The sequence below is a fragment of the Pseudomonas sp. AM4(2022) genome (assembly GCF_036346515.1).
Classification (GTDB): domain Bacteria; phylum Pseudomonadota; class Gammaproteobacteria; order Pseudomonadales; family Pseudomonadaceae; genus Aquipseudomonas; species Aquipseudomonas paracarnis.
Map to the genome: position 1 here is coordinate 78,391 of NZ_JAOTNW010000010.1, position 12,662 is coordinate 91,052.

The 12,662-nt window shown below is 61.5% G+C and carries 10 protein-coding genes; 8 read left to right on the forward strand and 2 right to left on the reverse strand.

Annotation, left to right across the window (positions count from 1 at the left end):
* The first annotated feature begins 19 nt into the window (after positions 1 to 19).
* The 3 genes from ODQ19_RS15565 (at position 20) to rarD (ending at position 4,150) form a co-directional block, all read left to right on the forward strand.
* Positions 20 to 1,918 (forward strand): PhoX family protein, encoded by a 1,899-nt coding sequence (locus ODQ19_RS15565; RefSeq protein ID WP_330210556.1) that lies wholly within the window; start codon positions 20 to 22, stop codon positions 1,916 to 1,918.
* A 165-nt stretch (positions 1,919 to 2,083) separates the two neighbouring features.
* Positions 2,084 to 3,058 (forward strand): serine/threonine protein kinase, encoded by a 975-nt coding sequence (locus ODQ19_RS15575; RefSeq protein WP_034128855.1) that lies wholly within the window; start codon positions 2,084 to 2,086, stop codon positions 3,056 to 3,058.
* A 207-nt stretch (positions 3,059 to 3,265) separates the two neighbouring features.
* The gene (rarD, locus tag ODQ19_RS15580; RefSeq protein ID WP_330210557.1) at positions 3,266 to 4,150 is read left to right on the forward strand and encodes an EamA family transporter RarD; all 885 of its coding nucleotides are present in this window, start codon (positions 3,266 to 3,268) and stop codon (positions 4,148 to 4,150) included.
* 222 nt (positions 4,151 to 4,372) lie between these two features.
* Here rarD and ODQ19_RS15585 read toward each other — a convergent pair whose 3' ends face one another.
* A complete protein-coding gene (locus ODQ19_RS15585) occupies positions 4,373 to 4,885 on the reverse strand; it encodes a glycine cleavage system protein R (RefSeq protein WP_116667945.1) in 513 nt (170 codons plus the stop codon).
* A gap of 320 nt (positions 4,886 to 5,205) precedes the next feature.
* On the opposite strand from ODQ19_RS15585, the gene ODQ19_RS15590 reads away from it, so the two are divergent.
* Complete coding sequence (locus ODQ19_RS15590) at positions 5,206 to 7,383, forward strand: malate synthase G (RefSeq protein WP_116667944.1); 2,178 nt, start codon at positions 5,206 to 5,208, stop codon at positions 7,381 to 7,383.
* A 261-nt stretch (positions 7,384 to 7,644) separates the two neighbouring features.
* Here ODQ19_RS15590 and ODQ19_RS15600 read toward each other — a convergent pair whose 3' ends face one another.
* Positions 7,645 to 8,091 carry a response regulator gene (locus tag ODQ19_RS15600; RefSeq protein WP_330210558.1) on the reverse strand — a complete coding sequence of 149 codons (447 nt, stop codon included), beginning with the start codon at positions 8,089 to 8,091 and terminating at the stop codon, positions 7,645 to 7,647.
* A gap of 246 nt (positions 8,092 to 8,337) precedes the next feature.
* Between ODQ19_RS15600 and ODQ19_RS15605 the strand changes: the two genes are divergently transcribed.
* From ODQ19_RS15605 to ODQ19_RS15620, 4 genes are all read left to right on the forward strand, one after another.
* Entirely contained in the window at positions 8,338 to 10,260 is a 1,923-nt protein-coding gene (locus ODQ19_RS15605) for a putative nucleotidyltransferase substrate binding domain-containing protein (protein ID WP_330210631.1), read from the forward strand.
* Positions 10,257 to 10,964: a 3'-5' exonuclease gene (locus ODQ19_RS15610; protein ID WP_330210559.1), complete on the forward strand. Its 708-nt coding sequence runs from the start codon at positions 10,257 to 10,259 to the stop codon at positions 10,962 to 10,964. Before ODQ19_RS15605 ends, ODQ19_RS15610 begins: the two co-directional genes overlap by 4 nt.
* 148 nt (positions 10,965 to 11,112) lie before the next feature.
* Positions 11,113 to 11,631, forward strand: coding sequence for an RNA polymerase sigma factor (locus tag ODQ19_RS15615; protein ID WP_330210560.1), 519 nt, complete (start codon positions 11,113 to 11,115; stop codon positions 11,629 to 11,631).
* Positions 11,628 to 12,596 carry a FecR family protein gene (locus ODQ19_RS15620; protein ID WP_330210561.1) on the forward strand — a complete coding sequence of 323 codons (969 nt, stop codon included), beginning with the start codon at positions 11,628 to 11,630 and terminating at the stop codon, positions 12,594 to 12,596. Before ODQ19_RS15615 ends, ODQ19_RS15620 begins: the two co-directional genes overlap by 4 nt.
* The last annotated feature ends 66 nt before the right edge of the window (positions 12,597 to 12,662 follow it).

The following is a 12,662-nucleotide window of genomic DNA, read 5'->3' on the forward strand; positions in this document are numbered from 1 at the left end:
AAACCTTAAGGAGCCTGTGATGAGCCTATTGGAAGAAAACCAAGCCACCGACCTTGAACAGATGGTGGGCCTGACCCGCCGTCGCTTTATCGGCGCAGGCGCCCTGTGCGGCGCTGCGATGTTCCTCGGCGGTAACCTGCTGAGCCGCAGCGCCCTGGCGGTGAATGCCGCTTCCGCCAGCCCGCTGCTGGGGTTCACCAGCATCGCCGCCGCCACCAGCGACACCATCACCCTGCCACCGGGCTACAGCGCTTCGGTGTTGATCAGTTGGGGCCAGCCCCTGCACAAGAACGCCCCGGCTTTCGACCCGTCCGGCCATGGCACCGCCGAGGCCCAGGAACAACAGTTCGGCGACAACAACGACGGCATGAGCCTGTTTCCATTCCCCGGTGACGACAACCGCGCGCTGATGGCGATCAACAACGAATACACCAACTATCGCTACCTCTACGCCCACGGCGGCGCGCCACAATCGGCCGAAGACGTGCGCAAGGCCCTGGCCAGCGAAGGCGTGTCGGTGATCGAAGTGCGCCGCAAGGGTGACACTTGGCAGTTCGTCCAGGACTCGCGCTATAACCGGCGCATCCACGGCAATTCGCCGATCCGTTTGAGTGGCCCTGCCGCCGGCCATGACTGGCTGAAAACCACCGCCGACAAGAGCGGCAAAAAAGTCCTCGGCACGTTCCAGAACTGCGCCAACGGCAAGACGCCGTGGGGCACCTACCTGACCTGCGAAGAAAACTTCACCGACTGCTTCGGCAGCAGCAACCCGCAGCAAACCTTCGATGCAGGGCAGAAGCGCTACGGCGTGGTGGCCGCCAGCAAGGACATCAACTGGCACCCGCACGACCCGCGCTTTGATATGGCCAAGAACCCCAACGAACTCAATCGCCATGGTTGGGTGGTGGAAATCGACCCGTTCGATCCGCAATCCACCCCGGTCAAGCGCACGGCCCTGGGGCGCTTCAAACACGAAAACGCGGCCCTCGCCGAAACCCGTGACGGCCGCGCCGTGGTGTACATGGGCGACGATGAACGCGGTGAATTCATCTACAAGTTCGTCAGCCGCGATCAGATCAACCACAACAACCCGAAGGCCAACAAAGACCTGCTGGACCACGGTACCTTGTACGTGGCGATCTTCGACGCAGGCGACGGTGATGCCGACCATCCCAAGGGCAAAGGCCAGTGGGTTGAACTCACCCATGGCAAAAACGGCATCGACGCCAGCAGCGGTTTCGCCAACCAGGCCGAGGTACTGATTCACGCGCGCCTGGCCGCCAGCGTGGTGAAAGCCACACGCATGGACCGCCCGGAATGGATCGTGGTCAGCCCTACCGACGGCCAGGTCTATTGCACCCTGACCAACAACGCCAAGCGCGGCGAAGACGGCCAGCCGGTGGGCGGGCCCAACCCACGGGAGAAAAACCTCTACGGCCAGATCCTGCGCTGGAAAGCCGACGCCGATAACCACGGTGCCACGGACTTCACCTGGGACCTGTTCGTGGTGGCCGGCAACCCCGGCGTGCATGCCGGCAACCCCAAGGGCGGCTCGTCCAACATCAACCCGCAAAACATGTTCAACAGCCCCGACGGCCTGGGCTTCGACAAAGCCGGGCGCCTGTGGATCCTCACCGACGGCGACTACAGCAACGCCGGCGACTTTGCGGGCATGGGCAACAACCAGATGCTGTGTGCCGACCCGAGCACCGGTGAAATCCGTCGTTTCATGGTGGGGCCGGTGGCATGTGAAGTGACGGGGATCAGCTTTTCGCCGGACCAGAAGACGTTGTTCGTGGGCATTCAGCACCCAGGGGAAACCGGTGGCTCGACCTGGCCGGAACACCTGCCCAATGGCAAGCCGCGTTCCTCGGTGATGGCGATTCGGCGGGATGATGGCGGGATCGTAGGCGCCTGATAGACCGCTATCCCTGTAGGAGCGGGCTTGCCCGCGAAGATCGTCAACGATAACGCGGGAAACCTGACGCTCCGCGCCGCTCTCTGGTTTTTCGCGAGCAAGCTCGCTCCTACAGCGTTACCATACCCGGCCGGACGCGGCGCCCTGCTGCGCGCAGGAGTTCGCATGGCCCACCCGTTTGAAACACTCACCCCAGACCTGGTGCTCGACGCCGTCGAAAGCATCGGTTTCCTCAGCGACGCGCGGGTTCTGGCGCTCAACAGCTACGAAAACCGCGTGTACCAAGTGGGCATCGAAGACGCCGAACCGCTGATCGCCAAGTTCTATCGCCCCCAGCGCTGGACCAACGAGGCGATCCTGGAAGAACACCGCTTCACCTTCGAACTGGCCGAGTGCGATGTTCCGGTGGTTGCGCCGTTGATCCACAACGGCGAGAGCCTGTTCGAACACGCAGGTTTCCGCTTCACCCTGTTTCCCCGCCGTGGCGGCCGCGCGCCAGAGCCGGGCAACCTCGATCAGCTTTACCGGCTCGGGCAACTGCTCGGTCGCTTGCACGCCGTAGGCTCCACTCGCCCATTCGAGCACCGCGAAGCCTTGGGGGTGAAGAACTTCGGTCACGACTCCCTCACCACCTTGCTTGAAGGCAACTTCATTCCCAAAAGCCTGTTGCCGGCCTACGAGTCCGTGGCCCGCGACCTGCTCAAGCGTGTGGAAGAGGTTTACAAGGCCACGCCGCACAAAAACATCCGCATGCACGGTGACTGCCACCCCGGCAACATGATGTGCCGCGACGAGATGTTCCATATCGTCGACCTGGATGACTGCCGCATGGGCCCGGCGGTGCAAGACCTGTGGATGATGCTGGCTGGCGACCGCCAGGAATGCCTCGGCCAGCTTTCGGAGCTGATGGATGGCTACCAGGAATTTCACGACTTCGACCCCCGCGAACTGGCGCTGATCGAACCACTGCGCGCCCTGCGCCTGATGCACTACAGTGCCTGGCTCGCACGACGCTGGGACGACCCGGCGTTTCCCCATAGCTTTCCGTGGTTTGGCAGCGAACGGTATTGGGGTGACCAGGTGCTGGCGTTGCGTGAGCAACTGTCGGCGCTCAACGAAGAACCGCTAAAACTCTTCTGACCTGGCCCTACCTCCTGTGGGAGCTGGCTGTCCATGCTCGCCCCCACGCTCTGCGTGGGCGCGCATCCTGTGACGCTCCGCGTCACGATTTAAGAGCAGACGCAGAGCGTCCAAGGCGGCGTTACCACGCAGAGCGAGGGAACGAGCGTTGTCTGACAAATATCCTTACAATTGCGCTTTGTTAGCTGCCTAAGCAAGGATTCTGCAATGCAAGCCGCCAACCCCCGCAAGGGGTACATCCTGGGCCTGAGCGCCTATGTCATCTGGGGTCTGTTCCCGCTCTACTTCAAAGCCATCGCCAGCGTGCCCGCCGCCGAGATCATCGTGCACCGCGTGTTGTGGTCGGCGTTGTTTGGTGGGCTGTTGCTGATGGTGTGGAAACACCCCGGCTGGTTCCGCGAGCTGCGCGACAACCCCAAGCGCTTGGCGATCCTGGCCCTCAGCGGTTCGTTGATTGCCGCTAACTGGCTGACCTATGTGTGGTCGGTGAACACCGGGCGCATGCTTGAAGCAAGCCTGGGTTATTACATCAACCCACTGGTGAATGTGCTGCTGGGCATGTTGATCCTCGGCGAGCGCCTGCGTCGCTTGCAATGGGTGGCTGTCGGGTTGGCTGCAGCGGGTGTGGCGCAGCAGGTGTGGCAAGTCGGTAGCCTGCCGTGGGTGTCGCTGGCGCTGGCGCTGACGTTCGGCTTCTACGGTTTGATCCGCAAGCAGGCACCGGTCAAGGCGCTGCCTGGGCTGGTGGTGGAAACTTGGATGCTGGTCCCCATTGCCGTCGCCTGGTTGCTGTTCAACCCGACCGCCCACAGCGCGCAGCTGGCGTTCTGGAGCACCTCCGAGGCCTGGTGGCTGGTGGCCGCAGGCCCGGTGACGCTGATTCCCCTGGTGTGCTTCAACGCCGCTGCACGGCATTTGCCCTACACCGCCCTGGGCTTTTTGCAGTATGTGGCGCCGACGCTGGTGTTGCTCGAAGCCGTGCTGTTGTTCGGTGAACACCTGGCGCCGAGCACGTTGATCGGCTTCGCCTTTATCTGGGCCGGGCTGGTGGTGTACAGCCTGGATGCCTGGCTGACCGTGCGCAAACGCTGATCAAATAACGTACAGACCTCTGCAAGCCACAGCCTTCGTGGCTTGCAGCGTTCCACCCCAAGGTTATCCACAACCTGATCCCCGCCATTTGTGCACAAGCCCTTGAAACTGCTCGTTTTTTGCTCAACTTTCGCAAATGCCCGGCGGGCGTGGCCTGGGGTCGGGTCTCTACAGGTTATCCACAGGCCCATGCAAGATTTCGATGCATAACCTTGTGGCTCGTTATTCCTCCTGACGCAGTTCTACCATCAAGTCATCGGCCAAGGTTTCCAAAGCCTCCTGCAAGGTCTCCAATGACAGCGTGGCCGGCACTTGCAACAACGCCTCTGCGTTGAACAGCGGATCACCACTCATGGGCGCCGGGCGCACATCGGTGCTCAGGCGTTCAAGGTTGACGCCCTGCTGGCTCAACAGCGCCGTGATCTCACGCACGATGCCCGAGCGATCATTGCCCACCAGGGTCATCAGGATCGGCTTGGACGCCGATGCCTGGCCACTGCTGCCCTCACCCACCAACACGCGAATGCCATGGGTGGATAAATCCTCCAGCGCCCCCACCAATGCCTGGCGCTGCTCGGTCGGCACACTGACCCGCAGGATCCCGGCAAACTGCCCGGCCATGTGCGCCATGCGGCTTTCCAGCCAGTTACCACCGTGACTGGCAATGTTCTGCGCGATGCGTTCAACCAGGCCGGGTTTGTCGGCGGCGATAATAGTGAGTACAAGATGGTCCATGGCGCAGTCCCTCGGTTGGCTGATCCTCGATTATAGACATGCCGCGTTTATCCAGAAGGTTCGCGTGATCGTTAACGACCATCGCAGGCAAGCCAGCTCCCACAGACAAATCGTGTACCATTTTTATATTTATCTGGAACAATCCAATAGTTTTTTGAGAACATCCGGTTCTCCGCTGTGACCGTACGACCAAAGTGGGTCGCTAAACGACGTATTTAGTCTAATTTTCACAACCGCAAGTCATCATGTAGTATGCCAAACCGTGCACTACATAATGAAAATCTGATAAAGCGCATAAGCTCCGCAGAGTGAGGCAAGCAATGACTGAACACGTTCAAGTCGGTGGCCTGCAGGTCGCCAAAGTCCTGTTCGACTTCGTGAACAACGAAGCCATTCCCGGTACCGGCATCACTGCCGACCAGTTCTGGGCCGGTGCCGACAAGGTCATCCATGACCTGGCTCCGAAGAACAAAGCCCTACTCGCCAAACGCGACGACTTCCAGGCGCGGATCGATACCTGGCACCAGACCCACGCAGGCCAGGCCCATGACCCGGTGGCCTACAAAGCCTTCCTGCAAGACATCGGCTACCTGCTGCCAGAAGCCGCAGACTTCCAGGCCTCGACCCAAAACGTCGATGATGAGATCGCACGCATGGCCGGCCCACAGCTGGTCGTGCCGGTGATGAACGCCCGCTTCGCCCTGAATGCCTCGAATGCGCGCTGGGGCTCGCTGTACGACGCGCTCTATGGCACCGACGCCATCAGCGAAGCCAACGGCGCCGAGAAGGGCAAGGGCTATAACAAAGTGCGTGGTGACAAGGTGATTGCCTTCGCCCGCGCCTTCCTCGACGAAGCCGCACCGCTCAGCGCCGGCAGCCATGTCGATTCCACCGGCTACAAAATCGTCGATGGCAAGCTGATCGTCAGCCTCAAAGGCGGCAGCAACAGCGGCCTGCGTGACGATGCCCAGTTGATCGGTTTCCAGGGCCCTGCGGCCGAGCCGATTGCGATCCTGCTCAAGCACAATGGCCTGCACTTCGAAATCCAGATCGACGCCAGCACCCCAGTCGGCCAAACCGACGCTGCCGGCGTCAAAGACGTGCTGATGGAAGCTGCGCTGACCACCATCATGGACTGCGAAGACTCCGTGGCTGCCGTGGACGCCGATGACAAAGTGGTGATCTACCGCAACTGGCTCGGCCTGATGAAGGGCGACCTGGCCGAAGAAGTGGCCAAGGGCGGCAAGACCTTCACCCGCACCATGAACCCTGACCGTGTCTACACCGGCGTGGATGGCAGCGACGTGACCCTGCACGGCCGTTCGCTGTTGTTCGTGCGCAACGTTGGCCACTTGATGACCATCGATGCGATCCTCGATAAAGACGGCAACGAAGTACCCGAAGGCATCCTCGACGGCCTGATCACCAGCCTGGCGGCGATCCACAGTCTCAACGGCAACAACACCCGCAAGAACAGCCGCACCGGTTCTGTGTACATCGTGAAACCGAAGATGCACGGCCCGGAAGAAGCTGCGTTTACCAACGAACTGTTCGGTCGCATCGAAGAGGTGCTGAACCTGGCGCGCAACACTCTCAAAGTCGGGATCATGGACGAGGAGCGCCGCACCACGGTCAACCTCAAGGCCTGCATCAAGGCAGCCAGCGAGCGCGTGGTGTTTATCAACACCGGTTTCCTCGACCGCACTGGCGATGAAATCCACACCTCCATGGAAGCCGGCGCGATGGTGCGCAAGGCGGCCATGAAGGCGGAAAAATGGATCGGTGCCTATGAGAACTGGAACGTCGATATCGGCCTGAGCACCGGCCTGCAAGGTCGTGCACAAATCGGTAAAGGCATGTGGGCAATGCCCGACCTGATGGCAGCGATGCTTGAGCAGAAAATCGCCCATCCACTGGCCGGTGCCAACACCGCCTGGGTACCGTCGCCGACCGCAGCGGCCCTGCATGCGTTGCACTACCACAAGGTTGATGTATTTGCCCGCCAGGCCGAACTGGCCAAGCGCGAGCGCGCTTCGGTGGACGATATCCTCACCATTCCTTTGGCTAGCAACACCGATTGGTCCGAAGAAGAGATCCGCAACGAGCTGGACAACAACGCCCAGGGCATCCTCGGCTATGTGGTGCGCTGGATCGACCAGGGTGTGGGCTGCTCCAAGGTGCCGGACATCAACGATGTCGGCCTGATGGAGGACCGCGCCACCCTGCGTATTTCCAGCCAGCACATCGCCAACTGGCTGCGCCACGGCATCGTCAACGAAGCCCAAGTGATGGAAAGCCTCAAGCGCATGGCGCCGGTGGTAGACCGCCAGAATGCCGGGGATGCGTTGTACCGCCCACTGGCTCCGGATTTCGACAGCAACATCGCGTTCCAGGCAGCGGTGGAGTTGGTGATTGAAGGGACCAAACAGCCTAATGGCTATACCGAGCCGGTGTTGCACCGCAGGCGTCGGGAGTTCAAGGCTAAAAACGGCCTGTAATGGTAGGAGCGAGCTTGCTCGCGAAAAACGTCAACGATAACGCAGGCACCCTGGACAAACGCGGTGGCTGTGCATTCTTCGCGAGCAAGCTCGCTCCTACAGACACAAAAAGCCCTGATCGAAAGATCGGGGCTTTTTTATCAGGTGTGTCAGTTAGACCGCGTTGCCTGAATCGCATGCAAGCCAGCTCCCACAGGGGAATGCATTTCAAATGTGGGAGCCGGGCTTGCCCGCGAAGCGGCCAGGCCAGTCACCCCACACTCAGGACACCATCCCCAACTCCCGCTTCACCAACTTCGCCAACTTCACGCTATCAATCGGCTTGAGCAAAAAATCCACCACGCTCAAGTGCATCGCATCAATCACATCGGGAGCCTCCGCATCCCCAGACATGATGATGATCGGCAACGCCGCACGGGTGGACTCACGCACCTGGCGAATCAGTTCCAGGCCATTGCTGGGCGCCATGCGCAGGTCGGTGATCAGCAAACCGATGGAACTGCTCGTCTTCAACAACTCCCACGCTGCCTCGCCACTTTCGGCAGTCATGCAGCGAATACCGTCGAGCCCAAGGATTTCCGCCAACAGTTCACGCGCGTCCTTGTCGTCGTCCACGATCAATACGCGTTGGGGGGGTAAATCGGGCTCCAGCATCACGGCGCTCAGCGCCTCGCGCTCGGCATCACTCAAAATATCGTGGTCGGACATACGTTTCTCAGCAGTTCTCATCAATCTCCCAGCACACTCGTCAGACATCTGCGGAAGGGCGAACAATGTGCACTTCGTCGGAAAGTTTGCCTAGTGGGCTTTCTACGGGTTTTGGACGATTGTCATGTAAGGTTTTTCCCTAGTTTTGCGCGGTATTCCTCGACCTAGACTTACGTCCAATGGGCACCCACTGCGCAGGAGTCGACCATGCAGCACGATAACGACAAAAACACTGCGGTCACTGTTATGAGTAAAGCTGATGCATTCGCACAGGCGGGTAAAACCGCTGTGTTGCAGAACATCCACGGCACCCTGCAATTCCTGCAACGCTTCCCGCCGTTCAACCAGATGGAACAGGCGCACCTGGCCTTCCTGGTGGAACAGTGCCAACTGCGTTTCTACGGCCCCGGCGACAGCATCCTCAAACCGTCGGGCGGCCCGGTCGAGCACTTTTATATCGTCAAGCAGGGGCGGGTCGTGGGTGAACGGCCAGACTCGGCGGACACCACCTTTGAAATCGCCACCGGCGAATGCTTCCCCCTCGCCGCCTTGCTGGGTGAACGCGCGACCCGTACAGAACACAAAGCCGCTGAAGACACCTTTTGCCTGCAATTGAACAAACCGGCCTTTATCAAGCTGTTCGCCCTGTCCAGCCCGTTTCGTGATTTCGCCTTGCGCGGGGTCAGCAGCTTGCTCGACCAGGTCAACCAGCAGGTGCAGCAAAAAGCCGTGGAAACCCTCGGCACCCAATACTCCTTGAATACCCGCCTGGGTGAATTGGCCATGCGCCACCCGGTCACCTGCAGCCCGCACACGCCGTTGCGTGAAGCGGTGACCTTGATGCACGAACAGCAGGTCGGCAGCATTGTGATCGTCAACGAACACAAGGCGCCCCTGGGCATCTTCACCCTGCGCGATCTGCGCCAGGTGGTGGCCGATGGCACCAGCGATTTCAGCCAAAGCATTGCCGGGCACATGACCCAGGCGCCGTTTTTCTTGAGCCCGGAGCACAGCGCTTTCGATGCGGCCATCGCCATGACCGAGCGGCATATCGCCCACGTGTGCCTGGTGCAAGACCAACGCCTGTGTGGCGTGGTCTCCGAGCGTGACTTGTTCTCCCTGCAGCGTGTGGACCTGGTGCACCTGGCCCGCACCATCCGCAACGCGCCCCGGGTGGAAAACCTGGTGGCGATTCGCGGTGAAATCGGCCAGTTGGTGGAGCGCATGCTCGCCCATGGCGCCTCATCCACCCAGATCACCCACATCATTACGCTGCTCAACGACCACACCGTGTGCCGGGTGATCGAGCTGACCCTCGCGGAAAAAGGCGACCCCGGCGTGCCCTTCAGTTGGCTGTGTTTTGGCAGCGAAGGCCGCCGCGAACAAACGCTGTACACCGACCAGGACAACGGCATCCTGTTCGAAGCCAAGGACGCCGTCGAAGCCGCCGACATGCGTGAGCGCTTGCTGCCCCTGGCGCAGCACATCAACCAAAGCCTGGCGCTGTGCGGCTTCAGCCTGTGCAAGGGCAATATCATGGCCGGCAACCCCGAGCTGTGCTTGTCTCGCGTGGAGTGGGCGCGGCGCTTCGGCGCGTTCATTCGTGAGGCGACGCCGGAAAACCTGCTGGGCTCAAGCATCTATTTTGACTTGCGGGTGGTGTGGGGCGACGAGCGCGGTTGCGAGCAACTGCGCCAGGGCATTCTCGACCAGGTGGCGGATAACCGCTTGTTCCAGCGGATGCTGGCCGAAAATGCACTACTGCGACGCCCGCCAGTGGGGCGTTTCCGCGAGTTCGTGCTGACCCGCAAAAATGGCGAAAAAGCCACCCTCGACCTCAAGGTGCAGGGCCTTACGCCCTTTGTAGACGGCGCGCGCCTGTTGGCCCTGGCCCATGGCATCCACGCCAATAACACCCTGGAACGCCTGCGCCAGTTGGTGGACAAGGCCGTGATCGAACCCTTGGATGGCGCCGCCTATGAAGAGGCCTACCACTTTATCCAGCAGACCCGCATGCAGCAGCATCAATTGCAGACCCGCGAGAACCTGCCCTATTCCAACCGCGTCGACCCCGACAGCCTCAACCACCTGGACCGGCGCATCCTGCGTGAGTCCCTGCGCCAGGCCCAACGCCTGCAAAGCAGCCTGAGCTTGCGGTATCAGCTATGAGTTTGTTTGGCTGGCTGCGCGCCAAAAAACCTGGGCTCAGCACTGCGCAACAGCAGCGCCTGGAGCAGTTACCCAAGCCCGCCGAACTGGGCAACGGCCCATTGCGCAGCCAGCGCTGGGTCGTGGTGGACCTGGAGACCAGCGGCCTGAACCTTCATCGCGACCAGGTGCTGTCCATCGGCGCCGTGGTCATCGAGGACGGTGCAGTGGATTTCTCCCAACTGTTCGAACGCACCCTGCAGCGCACCGACACCAAGCTCAGCCCCAGTGTGCTGATCCACGGGCTGGGGCCCAGTGCAATCGCCGCCGGCAGCGACCCGGCCGAGGCGTTGTTGGATTTCATGGCGTTCGTGGGCGACAGTCCACTGCTGGCCTTCCATGCGCCATTTGATCAACACATGCTGTGCCGGGCGCTCAAGGACAGCCTGGGGCATCGCCTGGCCCATCCGTTCCTGGATGTAGCAGACTTGGCCCCGCTGTTGTGCCCCCAGGCGCATATCCGTGAGGCCGGGCTGGATGACTGGCTCAGCCACTTCGGGCTACAGGCCGGCGAACGCCACCATGCCAGCGCCGATGCGTTAGCGACGGCAGAGCTGATGCTGATCCTGTTCAGCCGTGCGCGGCAGCAACAGATCGACACGCCCCAGGCACTGCAAGAGCGTTTGGCCCAATGGAAACGGCGCAAACAGTCCCCTTCCCTTTAACGCTTCGCGCCCGACGCGGAGCATCGCGGGATGCATTCCCACGCCGAGCGTGGGAACGATCACCCGACAGACGCCAATTGCGCCCACCCCACGCCTCTGACACAATCGCGAATAATTCTCGTTAGTTTAAACCTTATTCGGTGATGCCTTGTCGTCGGTCCAGACCCCACGCAGTGAGCTTGTTGGTGCGTTATATCGCGACCACCGTGGCTGGCTGTTGGCGTGGCTGCGACGTAACGTGGCGTGCCCGAGCCGTGCCGAAGACCTGAGCCAGGACACCTTCATGCGCCTGCTGGGCCGTGATGAGTTGCGCGAACCCCGCGAACCGCGGGCGTTCCTGGTGGCCATCGCCAAGGGTTTGCTGTTCGACTATTTCCGTCGTGCGGCCCTGGAACAGGCCTACCTCACCGAATTGATGCTGATCCCGGAAAACGAACAGCCTTCGCCGGAAGCCCAGCAACTGATCCTCGAAGACCTCAAGGCCATCGACCGCCTGCTCGGCAAGTTGTCGAGCAAGGCCCGCGCCGCATTCCTCTATAACCGCCTCGACGGCCTGGGCCATGCCGAAATCGCCCAGCGCCTGGGCGTGTCCGTACCCCGCGTGCGCCAATACCTGGCCCAAGGCATTCGCCAGTGCTACATCGCGCTGTATGGCGAGCCGTCGTGACTGCCATCGGCTCCAAACCGGTGTCGTCGCGCGTGCTGGATGCCGCGATTGCCTGGCAACTGTCCCTCGACTCGGGCGACGGCAGCGCGGTGGCACAGGAAGAGTTCAGCAAATGGCTGGCCAGCGATGAAGAACACGCTCGCGCCTGGCGCCAGTTGGGCATGCTCGACCAGCGTTTCAGCGTGGCCTCGGGCCCGGCCCGGACGGCGCTGCTGCAGTCGCGCCACGGCATTGCCCAGCGCGTGCGCAAACTGGGCCGGGGCCTGGCGAGTATCGTGCTGGTGTGCGGCCTGGCGCTGTTTGCCGGTGAGCGTTACGTGCCTATCCACTATTGGCTGGCCGACCAGCGCACCGCCACCGGTGAACAGCGCACGCTGAAGCTGGCGGACGGCACGCTAGTCAACCTCAACACCCACAGTGCCATTGATGTGCGCTTCGACGAGAAACGCCGCTTGATCGTGTTGCAGGCAGGCGAAATTCTCGTCGAAACCGGCCACGACGATTCACGCCCTTTCTACGTGCAAACCCGCGACGGCAGCCTGCGGGCGCTGGGCACCCGGTTTATCGTCAAGCGCGAAGACGACGCTACGCGCCTGAGCGTGTTGCAGTCAGCCGTGGCCGCCCAGCCCGAGGCGTTGCACCAGGAACAGGTGTTCAAGGCGGGCCAGCAGGTGCTGATGCGCAGCGACAGCCTTGGACCGCTGCTGGCCGTCCCCCCGGCCACCGATGCCTGGACTCGCGGCATGCTGGTGGTCGACAACGCCCGGCTGGGAGATGTGATAGAGGAGTTGGCGCGCTATCGCACCGGCTACCTGGGTGTGGATAAGAATGTGGCCGACCTGCGCATCACCGGCAGTTTCCCGCTGCACGACATCACCCTGGCATTGAATGCGTTGTTGCCGACCTTGCCGGTGCAGATCGAGCAGCACACGCCGTGGTGGGTGACCGTCAAGGGCAAGCCTTAGGTCCTGCAGCGCCTGGGCGATTGCTATCGCAGGCAAGCCAGCTCCCACATTTTGAATTGCGAACAC